Consider the following 20,667-nt stretch of genomic DNA (forward strand, 5'->3'; position numbering starts at 1 on the left):
TCCTCGAGTCCTCGAGCGTGCGTAGCCGCTTGGTCTCCGACACCTCCAGCCCGCCGAACTTCGATTTCCAGTTGTAAAACGTCGCTGGGCTGATCCCGTGGCGCCGGCATACATCCGCCGTCGCCATCCCCGCTTCCTGCTCCTTCAATATCCCGATGATCTGCTCTTCGCTGAACCTGCTCCGCTTCATCCCGTCCGACTCCCTTCGCGTGTCGGACTCTACTTATCCGCGGTCACATTTCAGGGGAGCACGTCACTCTGTATAGTTGATCGTCCACCGCGATTTTGCCGACTCCCCATTCGGCTCGCTAAGAACGACGGGCCGCGTAGATAGGAGTTGTTGTGCAGCACGTTCTCTCCCTGGCAATACTGATCGCTACCATGACTTCGGCCAACGCGTCGGCAAAGGATTTCGATGCGGTTGCCGCTGCGCCGAGCAGCCACCGTGTTTTGATGGAAGACGACAAGATACGTGTTCTGCGGGTAGAGGTGGCACCCGGTGCGACTGAACCCGTCCACGATCACCGCTGGCCGAGCGTGATGTATTTCGAGCAGCCACAGCCGATCACCTATATTGAATACAAGTTGGTGGACGGTCGCCCGATAGAGATCCGGCGCTCCGATGCCCCCGCGCTCGAGGCTACGCAGACCGTTAGAGGGGAACCAGAGGGACTCCATGCCGTGATGAACCGAGGAACGGCACCGTTTCTTGCCGTGAGGGTAGAGTTCAAAGACGGTAATTCAGTCAAATAACCAATAGGGCTCACCCTAACTTGCCGATCAACGGCAGCTTCCCACCACCTTAGGACGACCAGGCGCCGATCGGGCCGGCCGAAAGCAGGCCTTGGATCCACATGAACGAATGGCAAAAGTTGGTGGAAGGAAACGGCGGGCCGACCGGCCGCTTCTGGGCCGCCGCGAAGCTGGCGGCGGCTCTCGACCCAGCTCCGGTCGTTTACTCATTCCGGTGAACGTCCGGTCCCTACGGAGGCTACCGATCGCGCCGGTCAACGTGGACGATCAGCAAGCGCCGCATTTCCCGAGCCAAATGGAGACGCTATAGTCCTCACTCGCTGAGGAGATGCAGAGTTGAAGACCCCCTTGCGAGTTGCTGCTGCGCTCACAGGTTCGTTTGTCGTGGCTGCGGCAAATGCAACCCAGCCGAACCCCATGACGGTGGCAACCTTCCTCGCGAAAGAACAGGCTCTGGAGGCGCGTGGGGCCTTGGCCGCCCTGTCTTCTGACACGCGGATCCTTCAGCAGGAAGCACAGGCGTCGTTTGGCGAATGGCTCGCTCAAGCACATCCACCGAACGCTTGTCCTCCAAAAGGTAGCAAGTGGCGGGGCGATCCGCAAAAATTCCTGGAAATGCTCCGTGCAGTGCCGCCGGGGGAACGCGCCCGCCTCAGCGTTCGGGAAGCGTTCCGAAGAGATTGGAACAAGCGTTACCCCTGTCCGTGACGACCTCGCGGAACGTCCACTTTCCAACACCTCAAGCCGTTCAGCCGAAGCCCGATCTTCACGGCCGTGCTTGTGAATGACGGCTTCGCCCAAGGAGCGTCTGGCAGCAGGCGACCAGATATCGCCGTTCCCCCGTGGCGGCGCGAACGTCCGAGTCTGACAGGAGCCGCCGACCGGGTGTCATGGAGCTGCCGGTCTGCAGCCGCCAACTAGCCGCCGTTTACGCTCCTAGCTAGACCGCATCCCTAAAAGCGGCCGTTCGTTCAGCGGGTCTGGCGAGAGCGTGGCTCGCCAATATCTCCGCCACTCTTGAACGTGATATCAATGGGTACTTGCGCGCGCCCCGTATCGACCGTGGCCGCTGGTAGCGACAGGCCTTTCTCGGCACTGCCAGCTATCTCCTGAACGGAACGGAAACCATTTCGGTTCGACTGGTTGCCGGCAGCCAGTCGATAGGGCGCCTGTCCATTGAACATCGCCAGCACGGTCAACGGTTCGACCATCAGGTCGAGCTTGGGCGCGCGCGTAAAACCCGAGGTGCGGGAATCCGCCACCAGCTTGTATAAATTAAATTTAGCGCCCGAGAGTTCGAGTTCGATCGTCGCTCCATCTTGTCGCATGACTCCGCGGGCCAGCATTGACCAGGGCTGTTCCAGCTCGTCACGACCATATAGCTCGATTGGCACAGGCTCATCGAGTCCAATCCGGCTCAGGCGGATCGCAGCAAGCGGTGTCGAGAAGCTCACCGAGAACTTGATCTCGTGTGGGTTGGAAAGCGCTGCACCCTTGGTGGGCAACGCGATCCGCGGTTGCTCCCGAACAAAGGGCATAGCAACTGTTGCACCGGTTGCGTTCACGCCCGGAGCGGCAACCCAGCTCAACTTGAGATAGCGGCCGCGCAGATTGGTTCCGTGCATTGCAAAGCGACTGTTGTTCAGAACATCGGGGAAATCAGCATTGACTGCAGTGCGATAGAGGAGCTTTTCGCCAAGCAGGTCCCATTTCTTCAAATCCGAGCTCGACTCGATCTTGAAAGTCGCGGCGACGTATTTGGGCAGAATGGCGCGGATGAAAAGTGCATTAACGGGACGATCGATTGATCGCGTATCCAGCAAGACAGCCTTGCGCAGCGGACCAGAGGATTTACTGCCCGCATCTACGCCTACTGCCATCGGAGTGGCGGCGACTTCGTGGAACGATGGTAGGAATTCCGGTCCCGTAATTGTACCCTCTAGCGCAGTCGCCAGTGGGTGGCCGCGGTGGTCGAACACACGCACATCCCCAAAATCACGATCGCGCAGAGCAACCAGTGCGGCGGCTGGCAGCGTGATCCGTTGCGCGCCGTTGCCCTTGGCTGCTTTTACCTCCAGTTGAACGGCGAATGCACCAGGCACATCTCCCCTTGGTGGCGCTGGCGGACCGCTGGAGCAAGCGGCAGAAAGCAATGCAATGAGGATTAAAATGCGCTTCATGTTCCGTCCCCCTGGGCCCTGCGGGGCGCCGACCGCCAAGTGATCTTCGGCGAGAAAGCTCTCAAAGACTATGTCCGCATTTCATAACACAGTTGCCGCAGCAATGCTGTTTTCGACCAAGTATCGCCGTTCCCGTGTGGTGGCGCGGACGTCCGGATCTGATAAGAGCCGCCGATCGAGCATTAGAAAGCCGCTGGTCGGCAGTTGCCCCCAACGTCGACCCTCCGGCAGATTGCAACAGCCTCCTAAACCGGTCGCTCCAGGCAACCGCAGCGTTCCCGTTTCTCCATCTCGAACTGCCAGTTTCGGGAAAACACTATAGGGAACATATTTTGGGAAAGCGCGAAGATGACGCGCCCGGCAACGCTGATCCGGCCTCAGGCTTCCCGCCGCTGAGCCTTCCTATTCGAGAAGAGCTCAAAGTGTTAAAGAAGCACTACGAAGATCATGTTCGCCATGCTGCTGGCGTCGGTTGCAACCGGGGCGCAGGCCCAGACAGCGCAAGCACGGCCCAGTGAGAGTGCAGCAATGAACGACGCCGCAAACGTAATTGCCGTGGACCACACAGGTTTCGCTGTATCGTCTTTGGACGAAGCCGTTCGGTTTTGGACGGGAGCGCTCGGTTTCACACTTGAGCGGCAATCGGAGATGGGGGGCGACTTCCTGCATCAGGTTACAGGTGTCGATGATCCGAGTGTGAAAACGGCGATCGTCAGGGCACCAGACGGCTACGTTGTCGAATTGTTGCAATATTCAAGAGGGCACCAGAACGGGGCGGTGCCTTCCAGCGCGGGATCGATCGGAGCGGCCCACCTGGCGCTGACCGTGAAGGATATTCATGCCACTATTGCCCGCGTCGAGGCAGCAGGATGGAAGGCCAAGGGTAGTCCGCTGCCGATCGCGGGTGGTCCACGGAAGGGTACGTTGGTGGCATATGTTTCAGGCCCCGATCATATCACGATAGAGCTTATGCAGCCGCCGGCCCGTTAGTGAGCCTGCGGAAGTTTTCCTGATCAACCATCCTTTTCAGGACTGCCGCAAATGGCAGCCAACACCGGTTCGCGACCTGGACCTACCGAACCGCAGGCCGACAGGTTTCCGCCTTCCACCTTGCAGAAACACCCAATTCTCGAGTGTCGGGTTTTGGCAATGACGGACGTTCGAATTGCCGCGAGCGAACGGCGCAAATGTCCCAGGTCCGGACTTTCAAGGGGCGTTACGAAGTCCCTGAATGAATGGCAGGTTTTAGGGACACCGATCGACGCGCTGGACGACGATATATGGGGCGCGTTTCTGCCGGAATCGCCCGGCAGCGCGAAGGTCCGGGATCGGCGCACCGACACCGAGAAGCTCGTCGTCCGGAATCCACCACCGCCAGCCATGCTGAAATGTGGCATGGCGATCAAGGCGATCATGGTGGACGTCGATGGCGTGCTTATCATCCATCCGGATACGCGCGGGTGGAGCGTCGATCTGGAGCGCGATCTCGGCATCTCTGCCGAAAGCCGGCAAACGAAATTTTGGCCGGGAACATCTGGAAATGGGTCTTCGATGCAGGAGTCGGCGGAAGGGCAGCTATCGCCATCTCTCGTCCTGGCAACTGCCGGTCTGCTGTCGCCCCATTGCGAAGGTCTGGGGCTGCAAAATAACGCTGATTGGCCTTAGGCCCGGGCCATTGGCCAGCCCTGGCATTGCCGCCGCGCCGGAATGGGATTGACGGATGGGGTACCAGACAGCCGGAGTTGGTACTGGCTCTCAAAGTGCTACGTTAGCCGACATGAGGACAGACCTGATCGACGAGAGCACACGGGCAGCGATCCTGCGTCTGACGATGGCCGAGCGGGAATGCCTCAAGCGCTGCCTGAGCCATCAGACTGCCAAGCAAATGGCCCTCGATCTTGGTATCTCGCCTCACGCCGTGGAGAAGCGGCTGAAGATGGCCCGCGCCAAGCTGGGCCTGTCCTCATCCCTTGAAGCTGCGAAGCTGGTGGAGTCGTTGGAGCGGTACGGTCGGCCAGGACCCGACTCGTCGGACCTTCCTTCGGGCAATGTAGGGGCCGAGGAAGTCGGCTCCCTTGCCGCCCCGCGAAACGAGACCGCGTGGAGTATGCGGCGGCACCAAGTTTATGTGGTCTCAGGAGCAATGCTAATGAGCTTTTTTGCCGCAATAGCCCTGATGATCTGGGTTCAGCCATCTGGCGCGATCGAGGGGCAGGCAACCCCACCAGCAAGCGTCCAATCTGCAGCGCCAACCGCATCCAGCGCCGTGCCGGCTGCCGGCACCGAGGCTGCCTTGCGGCGTCTTGTCTCCGGGTTGGCGAGCGGCTCGCCCGACTACGACAAACTCTCTCCGCAGTTCGCCGAAATCGTCCGCCGCGATCTGCCCATGACACGTCCCATGTTCAGCTCGTTCGGCGCGCTGAAGTCAGTGACTTTCCGCGGGCGAGGCCCGATGGGCGACGACACCTACAATTTGGTGTTCGCCAAAGGCGAGGTGATAATGTCGGCCCTGCTCGACGCCGACGGCAGGATGGCGGGCGGCATTCTTCGGCCGGGGGGTGAAACCCCTGGGCGCTGACCACGCGACAACTGCCTTACGCGACAAAAGCAACGTTCGATTTCCACCAATCTCAATCGTTCCCGTTTGAGGTAACGACCGAATATCCGGCATATCCGGCATATCCGCCAGGTAACGTTGAAGCGGCCGACGGTAGCGGCCCCGATAATGGCTATGCCGTGATGCGGGCCGCCACCGCTTCGGCGACCTTGATCCCGTCCACCGCGGCCGAGAGGATGCCGCCGGCATAGCCGGCGCCCTCGCCCGCCGGGAACAGGCCATTGGTGTTGAGGCTCTGCAAGTCAGGGCCGCGTGTGATCCTGAGCGGGGAGGAGGTGCGGGTCTCGACGCCCGTCATCACCGCATCGGGATGGTCGTAGCCGGGAATTTCCCGGCCGAACGCGACCAGCGCCTCGCGCATCGCGGTCACCGCGAAGTCGGGCAGGCATTCCGCCAGGTCCGTCGGATGGACACCCGGCAGATAGGACGGGACGACGGTGCCGAGGCTGGTCGATGGCCGCCCGGCCAGGAAGTCGCCAAGGGTCTGGGCCGGCGCCTTGTAGCTCGACCCGCCGGCGACATAGGCGCGCGATTCCCAATGGCGTTGCAGCGCGATGCCGGCGAGCGGATTGCCCGGATAATCGCGTTCCGGATCGATGCCGACGACCAGGCCCGAATTCGCGTTGCGTTCGTTGCGCGAATATTGGCTCATGCCGTTGGTCGCGACCCGCCCCTCCTCCGAGGTCGCCGCCACCACGGTGCCGCCCGGGCACATGCAGAAACTATAGACGGTGCGGCCATTCTTGCAGTGATGCGACAGGCTGTAATCGGCGGCGCCAAGGATCGGGTGGCCGGCCGAATGACCGAACCGGGCATCGTCGATCCAGCTTTGCGGATGCTCGATGCGCACGCCGATCGAGAAGGGCTTGGCCTCCAGGAACACGCCCTCGTCATGGAGCATGTGGAAGGTATCGCGCGCGCTGTGGCCGACCGCGAGAACGACCTGCTCGGCTTCGAGATACTCGCCCGTGTGCAGGCGCAGGCCGCGCACGCGGCGCGTGCCGTCGGCGTCCGTCGCGATATCGACCCCGTCGACCCGGTGCTCGAAGCGATATTCGCCGCCAAGTCCCTCGATCGTCTCGCGCAGGCTCTGCACCATCGCGACCAGCCTGAAGGTGCCGATATGCGGATGCGCCTCGGTCAGGATCTCCGGCGGCGCGCCGGCCTTGACGAATTCGATCAGCACCTTGCGATCGAGGTGCCGGGGATCCTTGATCCGGCTGTAGAGCTTGCCGTCGGAAAAGGTGCCCGCCCCGCCCTCGCCGAACTGGACGTTGGATTCGGGATCGAGCACGCTGCGGCGCCACAGGCCCCAGGTGTCCTTGGTGCGCTGCTTCACTTCCTTGCCGCGATCCAGGATGATCGGGCGGAAGCCCATCTGCGCGAGGATCAGCCCGGCGAACAGGCCGCATGGCCCGGTGCCGACCACCACCGGGCGCGTGCCGTTCCAGCCCGCGGGCGCCTTTACCGGGAAGCGATAGCTGGTGTCGGGCGTGCGCTGGACATGGCGGTCCTTGCGGAAGCGGGCGAGGATCGCATTCTCGTCCCGCAAGGTCACGTCGATCGAATAGACGAGCTGGATATCGCTCTTGTCGCGCGCGTCATGGGCGCGGCGGGCGACGGTGTAGCGGACGAGGTCGCGCGGCGTGATGCGCAGGCGGTTGCGGATCGCCGCGGCCAGGGCTTCTTCCGGATGGTTGAGCGGCAGTTTCAGTTCGGTGATGCGGAGCATGGCCGGCGCTATAACGGCGGACCTGCCATTCGGCCATGGCGCCGGATTTCCGGCCTGTCGTAAATATCACCCATCCGATCACTGATCGCGGTTTAATGCATTTCTTCGATGTGAGTCGGCATGGCATGAAGGGGCAACAACAAGCAGGAGAGACCGATTATGGACGCGAAGACGAGCGCAGACCCGTTGAGCTGCCCGATGAAGGAGCCTGCCGCGTTGCGGCGGCTGCTGGGGCGTACCAACCGTGACTGGTGGCCGAACCAGCTCTCGCTCGAGATCCTCCAGCAGAACGGTCTCTCCGGCGATCCGATGGGCGACGATTTCGACTATGCGGCCGAGTTCAAGACGCTCGACTATGCGGCGGTCAAGCGCGACCTGCACACGCTGATGACCGACAGCCAGCCCTGGTGGCCGGCCGATTATGGCCATTACGGCCCTTTCTTCATCCGCATGGCCTGGCACAGCGCCGGCACCTATCGCACCGGAGACGGCCGTGGCGGCTCATCCTCGGGCTCGCAGCGCTTCGCCCCGCTCAACAGCTGGCCGGATAACGCCAATCTCGACAAGGCACGCCGCCTGCTCTGGCCGATCAAGCAGAAGTACGGCCGCAAGCTCTCCTGGGCCGACCTGCTGATCCTGACGGGCAATGTCGCGATCGAATCGATGGGTGGCCCCGTATTCGGCTTCGGCGGAGGCCGCGCCGACGTATTCGAGCCCGAGAAGGACATTTATTGGGGCACCGAGGAGGAGTGGGTCGGCCATGCCGACAACCAGACCCGGATCCAGCCCGAGCGGGAGATGGTGCTGGAAAGCCCATTGGCCGCGATCCAGATGGGCCTGATTTACGTCAATCCAGAAGGACCGGGCGGCAACCCAGACGCCCTTCAGTCGGGCCGCGACATTCGCGAGACCTTCGCCCGCATGGGCATGAACGACGAGGAGACCGTCGCGCTGGTCGCGGGCGGCCACACCTTCGGCAAGGCGCATGGCGCGGGCGACGCGTCGCTGGTCGGTGCCGAGCCGGAGGGCGCCGACATCGCGCAACAGGGTCTCGGCTGGCAGAGCCGGCATGAGAGCGGCATTGCCGACCATACCATCACCAGCGGTATCGAGGGCGCCTGGACGCCGACGCCGATTACCTGGGACCACAGCTTCTTCCACATGCTGCTCGACTATGACTATGAGCTGGTGCGGAGCCCGGCGGGCGCGAAGCAGTGGCAGCCGGTCGACCAGAAGCCGGAGGACCTGGCCCCGGGCGCGCACAGCCCCGAGCGCCGCCTGCCAACGATGATGACCACCGCCGACATGGCGATGAAGGTGGACCCGGAATATCGCAAGATCACGGAACGGTTCCGCGACAATCCCGATCAGTTCGCCGATGCCTTCGCCCGTGCGTGGTTCAAGCTGTGCCACCGCGACATGGGGCCAAAGGCGCGTTACCTCGGCCCCGAGGTACCGGCCGAAGACCTGATCTGGCAGGATCCGATCCCCAAGGCCGATTATGCGCCCATCGACAGCGGCGACGTGGCCGCGCTGAAGCAGAAGATCCTCGGATCGGGGCTGAGCGTCGCCGAACTGGTATCGACCGCCTGGGCATCGGCATCGACCTATCGCCAGTCCGACCATCGCGGCGGCGCCAATGGCGGTCGCATCCGCCTCGCCCCGCAAAAGGACTGGGCGGTCAACGAGCCCGAGAAGCTGGCCAGGGTGCTCGGCGTCTATGACGGCATCAAGGCCGATTTCGACGGCGCCAATGGCGGGAAGAAGGTCAGCATCGCCGATCTGATCGTGCTGGGCGGAACCGCCGCAGTCGAGAAGGCGGCCAAGGATGCCGGCCACGATGTGGCATTGCCCTTCACGCCGGGACGCACCGATGCCAGCGCCGGGCAGACCGATATCGAGAATATCGACGTGCTCGAACCCAAGGCCGATGGTTTCCGCAACTATCTGTCGGTGCGGTTCAGCGTGCCGACCGAGGAACTGCTGGTCGATCGTGCCCAGTTGCTCGGGCTGAGCAGCCCCGAAATGGCGGTGCTGGTTGGTGGCCTGCGGGTGCTTGGCGCCAACCATGGCGGATCGAAGCACGGCGTGCTCACCGATCGGCCGGGGCAGCTCACCAACGACTTCTTCGTCAACCTGCTCGACATGGGCACGGCGTGGAAGGAAATCGATGAGGCGGGCGACGAGGAGTTCGCCGGCACGTGCCGCCAGACCAATACGCAGAAATGGACGGCGACCCGTACCGACCTGGTGTTCGGATCCAACTCGCAGCTTCGGGCCCTGTCGGAGGTCTATGCTTCGAGCGATGCCGGCCGCAAGTTCGTGGACGATTTCGCCGCGGCCTGGACCAAGGTCATGAATGCCGATCGATTCGACCTGAAAGCCTGAGCCTTTCCCCGAGCGCACGCGCTCACAGGCCGCCGGCGTCCCCTCGCTGGCGGCCTTTTGCTGCCGAAAGCGACGCCGCGCCTCTTCCTTTCACCCGTTCGCTGGCGTAACCTTATCTCATGCGCAAACACCTCCTCATCATCACCGGAATCCTGATCGTCGCGGCGATCGCCTTCTGGTTCTGGCTCCGCTCGCCGGACGTGGCGCAATTGAAGATCGAGCAGGTCATGGGCGCGCGGCCGGAGATATCGCCACCGCGGATCCAGAGCTTTCCGACGATCAAGGTAGCCGATGCAATCGGCTGGCCCAAGGGCGTCACGCCCACGCCTGCCGCCGGACTCACGGTGAAGGCGTTTGCGAGCGGGCTCGAACATCCGCGCTGGCTCTATCGCCTGCCCAATGGCGACGTGCTGGTCGCCGAAAGCAACTCGCCGCCGCGCCAGGGCGGCGGCATCACCGGCATGGTAATGGGCTATCTGATGGGCAAGGCGGGCGCAGGCGGCGCCTCCCCGAACCGCATCCTCCTGCTACGCGACGCCGACGGGGATGGTGTGGCCGAGACGAAGACGACMTTCATGTCGGGGCTCAACTCGCCCTTCGGCATGGCGCTGATGGGGGACTGGCTCTATATCGGCAACACCGACGCGCTGGTCCGCGTGCCCTACAAGGAAGGCGACACGAAGATCGATGCGAAGCCGGAGACGGTGATCAAGCTGAACCCGGGCGGCAACCACTGGGCCCGGAACGTGATCGCCAATCCCGACGGCAAGACGCTGTACGTAACGGTCGGATCGTCGAGCAACATCGCCGAGAACGGCCTGGACGCCGAGAAATTCCGCGCCAACATCCTCCAGGTCTATCCCGAGGCGAAGACCTTCCGCATCTATGCCTCGGGCCTGCGCAACCCCAATGGCCTGGCGTTCGAGCCACACTCAGGCGGGCTATGGGTGACGGTGAACGAGCGCGACATGCTCGGGTCCGACCTTGCGCCCGACTATATGAGCCAGGTCGAGTTCGGCGATCAGTTCGGCTGGCCCTGGTATTATTGGGGCGGCTATCCCGATACCCGGGTCGAGCCGGCCAATCCCGCGCTCCAGCAATATTCGAAGCGCCCCGATTATGCGCTCGGGCCGCACACCGCCTCGCTCGGCATCACCTTCGCGGGCGATGCGAAGCTCGGGCCCAAATTCGCCAATGGCGCCTTTGTCGGCCAGCACGGATCGTGGAACCGCTACCCTGTGTCGGGCTACAAGGTCATTTATGTGCCGTTCGGCGACAATGGCTTCCCGGTGAAGGGCGCGAAGCCGGTCGATGTGCTGACGGGCTTCCTAGACAAGGATGGCAAGGCGCAGGGCCGCCCGGTCGGCGTGATCACCGACAAGACCGGTGCGCTGCTGGTATCGGACGATGTGGGCAATGTGATCTGGCGCGTGGCCGCCAAATAGGACGATTTCAGGAAGCGGGGGATTTCGGGCTGCAGCCGGCTCCCCCCGAAACCCGCCGCAGCCCGTGTCGCGCGTCCACGGCCCCTGACCGCTGGCGCTCCTTCCCAAACCAGATATGCGCAGATGCAGCGCCCGTCCGATCTCTTCTCGCGACGTCGGTATAGCTTCCTCGAAGCTGACCGATAGTTTAAGACAAATATGGCGATACCCATATCGGGTAACGGGGCCGTCCCGGCCATTTCACCGGAAGGGGCATGCCGATGAGCGAACGTGTCGTCACCAACTCAGCGAAAATGGGGGAGAATTGGCGCGTCGCGGTGTGTTCGCTGATGAACCTGTTCCTGACGATGCATCGCACCATGGCGGCGGCGACACCGGTCGGGCCAACCGAGCTGCTGATCTATTCGACCGTGTCTGTCGCCAATGTGCAGCGGCTGATGCGTGAACGCAGCATCCCCGGCGACCTGGCCGGCACCGACATATTGCCGCGCGAATGGGTCGTGCCGATCTCCCGGAACGCCATCGCCACGGCGAGCGGCCTCCCCCGCGAGACGGTGCGCCGGCACGTCGCACGGATGATCGAGACCGGATTGCTGATCGAGGACGAGCGCGGTGGCGTCACCCTGCCGAGCGGCGTCATCCAGGATCGCGGGCTTGAGCCGTTTCTGGAGGGCATGCTCACCAATTACGCGCGCAGTGCCGAGGAATTGCTGCGGATCGGCGTGATCCGGATCGAGAACGATTAGGGCCCTCCCCGCCATCTTAACGCCGTATTGTCCCTCACGTTTGTCGAGGTGGCCACATGATGGGAGGATGGCCTTGTTCGATTTGCCGCAAGCCGAACCACCGGGAGGAATCGCGCCCGCCGTCGGATATCAACAACGGGCAGGGCCAGTCGACAGTCCCATTCCCCGGCAACCTTCGGCTACGGCGGCCTGCCCGCCATCGCCATCCGACGAAGTGGTGGTTTGCGGAAAGAGAAATGACGAGCAATATCGCCTGCACCCACTCCCGCCGGCGCCGGATGGCGAGAATCCGCTATCAACACCCATCCGCGTGACATTGGCACCGGGCGTGACCTTGGGATTCCAGCAGGGCGGCGGCTTCGGCCTCAGCGCCCAATTCGGCCGCGGCGCCAAGAAAGGCGAGGGAAAATAGCCCGTACGAGCAGGCCGCCGGGCTTATTTGAGCAGCTTCTTCCCGCTCTCGGTCAGCTTGTCGCGAATCTTGCCTGCGAAGAGGCGGAGCATCGGCGGCAGGTCGAAGCTCGCATGGACCTTGGTTTCCATTACATCGAGGCGGCTGGCGACGCGCTGGCCCATCGCCTCGACCGTGAAGATCAGGGTGTCGCCGTCCCAGCGATGCTCGGTCACCGCGCCGCCTGGCACGAAGGAGGCGAACTTGCCGATGCCCTTCTCGATCTTGGCGCGGGCAGCGGCGAGGCCGAGCTTGTGCGGGATATCGACGGTGATGGGATCATTCATCTCGCTGGCCCTCAGTTCGCGAACAGCATCGTATCGTCGGCAAACGCCTTGAACTCGAGCGCGTTGCCGCTGGGATCGCGGAAAAACATCGTCGCCTGTTCGCCGACCTCGCCCTTGAAACGAACATGCGGCTCGATACCGAAGGGGATCCCTGCCGCCTTGACGCGGTCAGCAAGCGCCTCCCAGTCGCCCATTTTCAGCACCACGCCGAAATGCGGAACGGGCACGTCATGGCCGTCGACCGGGTTGGCCACCGCGACCGGCTTCGCCGCCGGATCGAGATGCGCGACGATCTGATGGCCGAACAGGTCGAAATCGACCCAGGCATCGGCACTGCGGCCTTCAGGGCAGCCGAGCACATCGCCGTAAAAGGCACGCGCGGCGGGGATGTCGTGGACGGGAAAGGCGAGATGGAAAGGGCGCAGGCTCATCGGGGCGTAATAGCGTTCTTTTCCGCGCCTCGTCACCCCGGATCCCTCGACAAAGCCCGGGACAGGCTTGTTCCGGGGTCCGCCGTTCCGCATACGAACCTGCGAAGAATGTGCGGCCCGATGGATGCCGGAACAGGTCCGGCATGACGGAAGTAGGAAAAGCCTTGCTCGACAATCAGGTCCTGGCACTCAAGCGACTGGCGGGACGCCGCCCCGCCCTGCTCTCTCTCGCGCTCGGTGCATTATCCGCAACCGGGTTCGCCCCGCTGGATCTCTGGCCTGTCACCCTCGCCTGTTTCGCGTTGTGGATGTGGCTGATCCACGACTCGCCGGGCCTGAAACCGGCGCTGCTGTGCGGCTGGCTGTTCGGGGTCGGACAGTTCGCAGTCGGCAATAACTGGCTGCAGCATCCGTTCGTCTACCAGGATGTTATGCCGCACTGGCTCGGCTATGTCGGCGTGCTGCTGGCGGCGCTGTATCTCGGCATCTACCCGATGTTCGCCGCCGGCCTCGCCTGGCGCTTCGCGAGCCCACGCGCGGCGAGCGATCTCATGACGAAGCCCGGCCTCGCCTATCTCCTCGTCTTCGGCGCTGCGTGGATCGTCACCGAATGGCTGCGGGCGTCGTTGCTGAGTGGCTATCCGTGGAATCCGCTCAGCGCCATCTGGGTGCCGCTGCTCGGCGTCGCGCGGATCGCGGCATGGACGGGGACTTATGCCCTGTCCGGGCTGACCGTGACCATTGCCGGAACGCTGATCCTCGCGACGGGGCGACGCTGGCCCGTGCCCGCCGTCACCGCCGCGCTGCTGGCCGTGCTGGCGCTTTTAGGCATGCCGATCGCTACCACCCCGGCCGCCGTCCCCGCCGGGCGCCCCTATGTCCGCGTCGTGCAGCCTAACCTCGGCGAAGAGGAACGCCCGACCCCGGACTATGCCGAGAACAATCTGCTTGCGCTGGAATCGTTGGTCGGGACGCCCGGCAAGCACCCGCGGCTGATCGTCTGGCCGGAGGGCGCGCTGCGCTATTTCATCGAGGACGGTTATCCGGTCGATTATTACTGGCAGGGGTCGCCCGGCCTGGTCCGCCGCTACATCGCGTCGATGATCGGCCCGCACGACATGGTGCTGAGCGGCGGCAGCGCGCTCCAGTTCGATGCGGCCGGCAATCTCGCCACCGGGACGAACTCGATCTTCGCAATCGATTCGAAGGCCATGATCCGCGCCCGGTACGACAAGGCGCATCTGGTGCCGTTTGGCGAATATCTGCCGCTGCGCCCATTGCTCACAACATTCGGCCTGCAGCGGCTGGTGCCAGGCGACCTGGATTTCGCGCCCGGCCCCAAGCCGCGCACCATCACCCTGCCCGGCTTCGGCGATATCGGCATGAACATCTGTTACGAGATCATCTTCTCCGGCGAGGTGATCGACCCCGCGCATCGCCCGGCGGTGATCTTCAATCCCTCCAACGACTCGTGGTTCGGCGCCTGGGGCCCACCCCAGCATCTCGCCCAGGCACGGTTGCGTGCGATCGAGGAGGGCCTGCCGATCATCCGCGCCACGCCGACCGGCATTTCCGCCGTGATCGCCGCCGATGGCCGGTTGCTCGCCAGCCTGCCCCTGCACAAGGCCGGCGCGATCGAGCTTCCCCTGCCCGATGCGGGCGCGCCGACGCTGTTCTCGCACCTGGGCAACTGGATGGCGTTGATCGTCACGGCGGCAATGCTGCTCTTGGCCGTTGCCTTCCGCCGGCCGGCTCGCTAGGGCACACATATAAGGAAAGCTTTATATGCGGTTTCCGGCCTGCCGGAGCCGCCCTAGCCAAGGGTAGATTTGATGCGCGCTTCGTTTCTCTTCACCTCCGAGTCGGTTTCCGAGGGCCATCCCGACAAGGTCGCCGACCAGATTTCGGATTCGGTGGTCGATCTGTTCCTGTCGAAGGATCCCTATGCGCGTATCGCCTGCGAGACGCTGACCACGACCAACCGGGTCGTGCTGGCCGGCGAAATCCGCTGCAAGGGCGTCTTCGAGAATGACGAATGGGCGCCGGGCGCGAAGGAAGAGATCGAAGCGGCGGTTCGCGCGACCGTGAAGCGCATCGGCTATGAGCAGGCCGGCTTCCACTGGGAAAACTTCTCGTTCGAGAATCACCTCCACGCCCAGTCAGCGCATATCGCGCAGGGCGTCGACGAGAGCGGCAACAAGGATGAAGGTGCCGGCGACCAGGGTATCATGTTCGGTTACGCAACCGACGAGACCCCGGACCTGCTGCCAGCGACCCTCTATTATTCGCATCGCATCCTCGAGAAGCTCGCGCATGACCGCCACAACAAGGTCGTACCGTTCCTGGAGCCGGACGCGAAGAGCCAGGTGACCCTGGAATATCGCAACGAGGTTCCGGTCCGCGCGACCGCGCTGGTCGTTTCGACCCAGCACGCCCCGGGCTATTTCTACGACGGCAAGGAAGGCAATCCGGAACTCTACAAGGAGCTTCGCGACTATGTCGTCGGCGTGTTCAACGAAGTCCTGCCCGAGGGTTTCGTCGACGAAGAGACCAAGATCTACGTCAACCCGACCGGCCGTTTCGAAATCGGCGGCCCTGACGGCGACGCGGGCGTCACCGGCCGCAAGATCATCGTCGACACCTACGGCGGCGCAGCCCCGCACGGCGGCGGCGCCTTCTCCGGCAAGGACCCGACGAAGGTCGACCGTTCGGCGGCCTATGTCGCGCGCTACCTCGCGAAGAACGTCGTTGCCGCTGGCCTCGCCCGCCGCTGCACGATCCAGCTCAGTTATGCGATCGGCATCGCCGAGCCGCTGTCGGTCTATGTCGACACGCACGGCACCGGTACGGTCTCGGAAGCGAAGCTGGAAGAGGTCCTGCCGCAGCTGGTCCGCCTGACCCCCAAGGGCATCCGCGAGCACCTGAAGCTCAACGCCCCGATCTACCAGAAGACCGCGGCCTATGGTCATTTCGGCCGCAAGCCAGAGGGCGATTTCTTCACCTGGGAAAAGACCGACCTGGTCGACCAGCTCAAGGCCGCCGTGGCCTGAGGCACTTCCCGGCGACAGCCGAAAAAATGCGGCGCGGTTCCCCAAGGGACCGCGCCGTTTTCGTGAAGGCTTGCGTCAGCCTCCCGCGCAGCTATGCCGCCCCGCCATGAACGATCCCACGACCATCCGCCGCCTCTATGGCCGCCGCCAGGGGCACAAGCTGCGCCTCGGCCAGGCCGCTCTTGTCGAAGAGCTGTTGCCGGAGATCAGCGTGCCCGAAAGCGGGCCCATCGATGCCTTTACCCTGTTCGGCGACAATCGCCCCCTCGAGGTCGAGATCGGCTTCGGTGCCGGAGAGCATCTCGCCGGGCAGGCGGCGATGCGGCCGGACACTGGCTTTATCGGCTGCGAGCCGTTCCTCAACGGCGTGGTCGGTGCGCTCAACCATGTCCGTGACGGCGATCTGGACAATGTCAGGCTGCATATGGGCGATGCGCTCGACGTGATCGAGCGGCTGCCCGACGCGTCGCTCGACCGGGTCTATCTGCTTCACCCGGATCCGTGGCGGAAGGCACGCCATGCCAAGCGGCGCATGGTCAATCATGGCCCGCTCGACCTGATCGCGCGCAAGCTGAAGCCGGGCGCGGAATTCCGGCTCGGCACCGACGACCCGACCTATTGCCGCTGGTCGATGATGGTGATGAACGCACGGACCGATTTCGTCTGGCAGGCGAAGCACCCGCGCGACTTCCTGGTCCGACCCAACGACTGGCCCGAAACCCGCTATGAGCGCAAGGCCCGGCGGCAGGGCCATGAGGTGTGGTACTTCCGCTACCTCAGGCCCTGACCGACTCCGTTCAGGCGCTCAACTCGTCCGGCGCGTCGTTCGACGCTTCGAGCTGACGTTCCCGCGCCTGGGCCTGCATCGTCGGTACCCAGCGCGCCAGCACCTCGAACGCCATAGGATTGTCGAACGCGATCCCGGCATGGTCCTTGTTGGTCCAGCGTACCGACCCGGCGATCGGTGCCAGACCGTTAAGCATCAGGATCAGCTTCTGCCCCGCCTCGAGCTGCGAGCCCGGACTGACTCGCCCGCCAGCCTGGGATATGTTGCACATCGTCACCGAATGATAGCGCGAGCCGACACGGATTCGCGCCCTGACGTCAATGCCCACGCGCGGTGCGCGCGGCTGTTGCGACGAAGTCGAATAATCATGATTGTCGGCGAGGAGCCTGGCCGCATTGACCGGCTCGTTGAACTGGATGCCGGCCAGCCCGTCGCGGCGCCAGAGCACACGGCCGGAAACCGCCTGGCCCGATTTGAACTCCGCCGTAACCGGTTCGCCGATGTTCAACTCAGAATAGATATGTGCCATCAGGCCGCCCGACGAGATGTTGCGGACCAGGCAAAGCTCCTCGCTGCGAAGCGTCTGCAGCTTGGCAACCCGCAACACCGTCACATGACGCAGATTCTGTCGCCGCTCGGGCGGCAATGGCGGCGAGTTGGAGAACGAGATCGTCGTCAGTTCGCCATCATCGAAATGATCGAGCATAGGAGCACCCCTTTACGAGCGATGTGGTCGCATCACTACCAGCACGAGGGTTCCCAAATCCCCCACGCAAACAGCACCCCTCCCGACGTGAAGTATCGGTCACATTGGCTGCCAAATCCTTAACATCGCCACCGTTTCGGATGTATTTGTATGCAAGGCCAAAACAATGTTCGTCTCTGGCGAAGATTGTTCTTATTACTCAATGCACTCCCGCAATGGAGCGTCCGGCGCAGGCGTTGCGGGTATCGGATCCGCCCCCTAGGATATGACCCGCGGGTCTTCCGCACAGGGGCGGCCAAGTGAGCGACGATATCGAGCGGATGATAGAAATCGTCGATGCCTCCCTCCGAGAAAAACCCGATTATCCGTACAATCTGGTGGGGCTCGCCGAAATGGTGGCTGCCCGGAAGGCGGCTCGCCGCGCCGCCGGGCTTGCGCGCGACGCGATGGCACTCGGCCGGGACGATCCGGCCACGGTGATACGCGGGCGACGGCTGCTAGCGTCGCTCGTCCCCGGCTATCACGTTCCGATGATGAATGATGCGCGCCGCAATGCCGCCTGGGACGCGACGCTGCGCCGCATGGTTAAGCCGGGCATGACGGTGCTCGAGATTGGTACCGGCGCGGGCATGCTCGCGCTGATGGCGGCGCGCGCCGGCGCGGCGACAGTCGTCACCTGCGAATATAATGCGGTCGCCGCCCGGATGGCCCGCATACTCGCCGAGCAGAATGGATATGCCGACCGGATCCACGTCGTCTCCAAAAAGTCTCAGGCGCTGACGATCGGCAAGGAGCTCGACCGCCCGGCCGACCTGCTGGTGTGCGATATCTTCGCCGACGGGCTGCTCGATTTCGATCCGCTCGGCGCCATCGCCGATGCCCGGCAGCGGCTGCTCGCGCCCGGTGCACCATCGGTACCGATGGCGGCAAGCTTGCGGGCGGCGCTGGTCGACTGGCAGGATTATCGACGCGTCGGCCATATCGACACGGCCTGCGGGTTCGATCTGTCGCCCTTCGCCGATTTCGTCCCCACCAGCATCCTCCGGCCGATCGGTGCGCCCGGCATCGAGCTGGTGTCGGAAGATGCGGAACTGTTCCGGTTCGACTTCTCGCAGGACCGCTTCCCGCCTTCCGACCGCCGCGCCGTCCCTTGCCGCCTTACCGCCACTGGCGAAGCCAACAGCATCGCGCGCTGGATCAGGCTGGAATTGGATGCGGAAACCACGATCGAGGCGAGGCCCGAACCCGGCGCGAACTTCTTTTCCGGCCTGACCATGACGCCGCTTGGCGTTCCCCTGCCCGTGCGGTCCGGCGATTCCATTACGATCGGGACCGCACATGATGGGCGGAGCATCTCTACCTGGGTCGAGACGGTGCCGACTGGGATGTGAGCCCGGTACGGGATTCATCCCGCTGTGGAGGGAGCTTCGACAGTAACGGGTGCAGCGGGGCGCTGGCCGCTGCGTTCCCACAGGCCCCGCAGTAGCCGCCCCGCCACCGCTGGCAGGCCAGGACGCACCAGTATCCAGTCGCGGATCGCAGACCCCTTGGCCGCGCCGATCACGCGCTTGTAGCCACTGTCGCCGGCACCCCAGTCGACGGTGTCGATCCCGTCGGCCATCGCGCGCACGAGATTACGGTAATAGAGTAGCTTGCCCGGCGAATGCTTGGCGAAAGCCGGGTCATAGCTGTTGGCGATGGCGTATTTGAGCGCGCCCGCATTCAGGTCGAACGAGAATGCGGCCGGTGCGCCATCGACCGTGAGCAGTGCCGCCCACAGCATCTCGGCCAGCACCGGATCGCTCGCCGCGGCGCGCCAGAAGGCGCCGTGCCCGGTTGTCGTGAACTTGGCGTCGCGTCCATCGGTCCGCGCGGCGATCCAGCTCTTCTCCTCGATCGCGGCAAGGGAATCGAAGCCACCCGCCGTCAGTTCGGCGCCCTGAAGGAACCGCCAGTCGAGTGCGCCATGGTCGCCCAGATGCTTTTCGTGGAAGCGATTCTTGCGCAGGGTCGAGTTGCGCGGCCAGCCGCCATCGGCATTCGCCGCCGCCATGTCGAGGACATAGCTGTCGGCGACGAAGCGATCGAGCGTCGCCCAGCCCTTTGCCCTCGCCTGTGCGAGCAGCGGTTCGAGCGCCGGATCGCCGTCGCAGATCGGCCCGACGCGGAGCGCATTCACTTCCTGGCCGAGTCGGTCGAGCAACGCGTCGAACGCCCCCTCCCCCGCATCCGCGCTGACGGGAAAGCTGCGGAACGGCCAGTAGCAGCCCGGCACCGCCGCCAGCCGCGCCAGCGCAGGCCCGAAACGGACGATCGGCAGCGCGATCACCGGATCGCCGTCACGCTCAACCAGGATCGTGCGCGCCGATCCGCCATAAACGCTGAGCGCCGCGGCGAACCATTGATAGCGCAGGAAGCGGTGAGTCTCGGGCGCCGACTCGGCGACCAGATCGATCGCGCCGGACAGTCCGTCGAGCACGAGCGCCCGCGTCGCCGGCGGCAGGCGCGTGAATTCGGCAAGCAGCATCGGCTTCGTCATGACCGGCGTGTTAGCCGCCATCCGTTACCATCCGGTTCGCGCTTGACCCCTGAAGCGGGAAACCGCCACAACGTGCCCGTGGAATATTCGCCAGCCGTCACGACGATCGCCCAGACGATCCAGCTCTCGCTTTCGCCCGTGTTCATGCTGGCAGGCATCGGCGCGTTGCTCAACGTGCTCGCCGGACGCCTGTCGCGCGTCGTCGACCGTGCCCGTCAGGTGGAGGCCCTGCATCCACGCTCGACCGGCCCCGAGCACGACCGCCATGTCTGGGAGCTTCGCCTGCTCGACAAGCGCATGTCGGTGATCAACGCAGCACTGGTGATGGCGGTGTCGAGCGCGGTGATGACGTGCCTCGTCGTCGCGCTGCTGTTCGTGGCGGAACTGGCCCGGCTGCATATCGGGACCATCGTCGCGCTGTCCTTCATTCTGGCGATGATCCTGCTGATCACAGCACTCGCGTCTTTCCTGATCGAGGTACGCATGTCGCTCACCGCCATCCATATCCGGCCCGAGCTGCTCGAAAAGCACCGGCGCTGAACGTCACCGCGGAGA

At 63.9% G+C, this 20,667-nt stretch carries 21 protein-coding genes; 14 read left to right on the top strand and 7 right to left on the bottom strand.

Annotated features, from left to right (window positions below):
* A partial coding sequence (locus AC1DT7_RS18605; RefSeq protein ID WP_478037667.1) for a transposase occupies window positions 1–190 on the bottom strand: 190 nt, incomplete at its 3' end.
* 152 nt (window positions 191–342) lie between these two features.
* Here AC1DT7_RS18605 and AC1DT7_RS18610 point away from each other — a divergent pair.
* A complete protein-coding gene (locus AC1DT7_RS18610; protein ID WP_478037668.1) occupies window positions 343–753 on the top strand; it encodes a cupin domain-containing protein in 411 nt (136 codons plus the stop codon).
* A 336-nt stretch (window positions 754–1,089) separates the two neighbouring features.
* A complete protein-coding gene (locus AC1DT7_RS18615) occupies window positions 1,090–1,461 on the top strand; it encodes a hypothetical protein (protein WP_478037670.1) in 372 nt (123 codons plus the stop codon).
* Window positions 1,462–1,724: 263 nt separating this feature from the next.
* On the opposite strand, the gene AC1DT7_RS18620 is transcribed toward AC1DT7_RS18615, so the two are convergent.
* Complete coding sequence (locus tag AC1DT7_RS18620) at window positions 1,725–2,933, bottom strand: DUF3999 family protein (protein ID WP_478037671.1); 1,209 nt, start codon at window positions 2,931–2,933, stop codon at window positions 1,725–1,727.
* Between the two features lie 447 nt (window positions 2,934–3,380).
* Between AC1DT7_RS18620 and AC1DT7_RS18625 the strand changes: the two genes are divergently transcribed.
* From AC1DT7_RS18625 to AC1DT7_RS18635, 3 genes are all read left to right on the top strand, one after another.
* A complete protein-coding gene (locus tag AC1DT7_RS18625) occupies window positions 3,381–3,923 on the top strand; it encodes a VOC family protein (protein WP_478037672.1) in 543 nt (180 codons plus the stop codon).
* A gap of 51 nt (window positions 3,924–3,974) precedes the next feature.
* Complete coding sequence (locus tag AC1DT7_RS18630; protein WP_478037673.1) at window positions 3,975–4,598, top strand: hypothetical protein; 624 nt, start codon at window positions 3,975–3,977, stop codon at window positions 4,596–4,598.
* A gap of 112 nt (window positions 4,599–4,710) precedes the next feature.
* Complete coding sequence (locus AC1DT7_RS18635; RefSeq protein ID WP_478037675.1) at window positions 4,711–5,511, top strand: helix-turn-helix transcriptional regulator; 801 nt, start codon at window positions 4,711–4,713, stop codon at window positions 5,509–5,511.
* A 151-nt stretch (window positions 5,512–5,662) separates the two neighbouring features.
* Here AC1DT7_RS18635 and AC1DT7_RS18640 read toward each other — a convergent pair whose 3' ends face one another.
* Window positions 5,663–7,282, bottom strand: a complete 1,620-nt coding sequence (locus AC1DT7_RS18640) for an NAD(P)/FAD-dependent oxidoreductase (RefSeq protein ID WP_478037676.1) — start codon at window positions 7,280–7,282, stop codon at window positions 5,663–5,665.
* A 159-nt stretch (window positions 7,283–7,441) separates the two neighbouring features.
* Between AC1DT7_RS18640 and katG the strand changes: the two genes are divergently transcribed.
* The 4 genes from katG to AC1DT7_RS18660 all read left to right on the top strand — a co-directional run bounded on the left by katG (window position 7,442) and on the right by AC1DT7_RS18660 (window position 12,273).
* Window positions 7,442–9,670: a catalase/peroxidase HPI gene (gene katG / locus AC1DT7_RS18645; protein ID WP_478037678.1), complete on the top strand. Its 2,229-nt coding sequence runs from the start codon at window positions 7,442–7,444 to the stop codon at window positions 9,668–9,670.
* Window positions 9,671–9,789: 119 nt separating this feature from the next.
* Window positions 9,790–11,115: a PQQ-dependent sugar dehydrogenase gene (locus AC1DT7_RS18650; protein WP_478037679.1), complete on the top strand. Its 1,326-nt coding sequence runs from the start codon at window positions 9,790–9,792 to the stop codon at window positions 11,113–11,115.
* 260 nt (window positions 11,116–11,375) lie between these two features.
* Window positions 11,376–11,861 carry a hypothetical protein gene (locus tag AC1DT7_RS18655; RefSeq protein WP_478037681.1) on the top strand — a complete coding sequence of 162 codons (486 nt, stop codon included), beginning with the start codon at window positions 11,376–11,378 and terminating at the stop codon, window positions 11,859–11,861.
* Between the two features lie 67 nt (window positions 11,862–11,928).
* Window positions 11,929–12,273, top strand: a complete 345-nt coding sequence (locus tag AC1DT7_RS18660) for a hypothetical protein (protein ID WP_478037682.1) — start codon at window positions 11,929–11,931, stop codon at window positions 12,271–12,273.
* Window positions 12,274–12,296: 23 nt separating this feature from the next.
* On the opposite strand, the gene AC1DT7_RS18665 is transcribed toward AC1DT7_RS18660, so the two are convergent.
* Together AC1DT7_RS18665 and AC1DT7_RS18670 are read right to left on the bottom strand one after the other, a co-directional pair.
* Entirely contained in the window at window positions 12,297–12,599 is a 303-nt protein-coding gene (locus AC1DT7_RS18665; RefSeq protein ID WP_478037683.1) for a polyhydroxyalkanoic acid system family protein, read from the bottom strand.
* Window positions 12,600–12,610: 11 nt separating this feature from the next.
* Complete coding sequence (locus AC1DT7_RS18670; RefSeq protein WP_478037748.1) at window positions 12,611–13,030, bottom strand: VOC family protein; 420 nt, start codon at window positions 13,028–13,030, stop codon at window positions 12,611–12,613.
* Between the two features lie 143 nt (window positions 13,031–13,173).
* On the opposite strand from AC1DT7_RS18670, the gene lnt reads away from it, so the two are divergent.
* The 3 genes from lnt to trmB all read left to right on the top strand — a co-directional run bounded on the left by lnt (window position 13,174) and on the right by trmB (window position 16,867).
* Window positions 13,174–14,790 carry an apolipoprotein N-acyltransferase gene (lnt, locus tag AC1DT7_RS18675; protein ID WP_478037685.1) on the top strand — a complete coding sequence of 539 codons (1,617 nt, stop codon included), beginning with the start codon at window positions 13,174–13,176 and terminating at the stop codon, window positions 14,788–14,790.
* Window positions 14,791–14,862: 72 nt separating this feature from the next.
* Window positions 14,863–16,080 carry a methionine adenosyltransferase gene (metK, locus tag AC1DT7_RS18680; RefSeq protein ID WP_478037687.1) on the top strand — a complete coding sequence of 406 codons (1,218 nt, stop codon included), beginning with the start codon at window positions 14,863–14,865 and terminating at the stop codon, window positions 16,078–16,080.
* Window positions 16,081–16,186: 106 nt separating this feature from the next.
* Window positions 16,187–16,867, top strand: a complete 681-nt coding sequence (gene trmB, locus AC1DT7_RS18685) for a tRNA (guanine(46)-N(7))-methyltransferase TrmB (RefSeq protein ID WP_478037688.1) — start codon at window positions 16,187–16,189, stop codon at window positions 16,865–16,867.
* Between the two features lie 10 nt (window positions 16,868–16,877).
* On the opposite strand, the gene AC1DT7_RS18690 is transcribed toward trmB, so the two are convergent.
* On the bottom strand, window positions 16,878–17,573 hold the full coding sequence (locus tag AC1DT7_RS18690) for a PilZ domain-containing protein (protein WP_478037690.1): 696 nt from the start codon (window positions 17,571–17,573) through the stop codon (window positions 16,878–16,880).
* 299 nt (window positions 17,574–17,872) lie between these two features.
* Between AC1DT7_RS18690 and AC1DT7_RS18695 the strand changes: the two genes are divergently transcribed.
* On the top strand, window positions 17,873–18,964 hold the full coding sequence (locus AC1DT7_RS18695; protein WP_478037691.1) for a 50S ribosomal protein L11 methyltransferase: 1,092 nt from the start codon (window positions 17,873–17,875) through the stop codon (window positions 18,962–18,964).
* A gap of 14 nt (window positions 18,965–18,978) precedes the next feature.
* Here AC1DT7_RS18695 and AC1DT7_RS18700 read toward each other — a convergent pair whose 3' ends face one another.
* Window positions 18,979–20,133 carry a GNAT family N-acetyltransferase gene (locus AC1DT7_RS18700; RefSeq protein ID WP_478037692.1) on the bottom strand — a complete coding sequence of 385 codons (1,155 nt, stop codon included), beginning with the start codon at window positions 20,131–20,133 and terminating at the stop codon, window positions 18,979–18,981.
* Between the two features lie 51 nt (window positions 20,134–20,184).
* On the opposite strand from AC1DT7_RS18700, the gene AC1DT7_RS18705 reads away from it, so the two are divergent.
* The gene (locus AC1DT7_RS18705; RefSeq protein ID WP_478037693.1) at window positions 20,185–20,652 is read left to right on the top strand and encodes a DUF2721 domain-containing protein; all 468 of its coding nucleotides are present in this window, start codon (window positions 20,185–20,187) and stop codon (window positions 20,650–20,652) included.
* Window positions 20,653–20,667 lie beyond the last annotated feature (15 nt).

Source organism: Sphingomonas sp. P3_C6 (assembly GCF_056402595.1).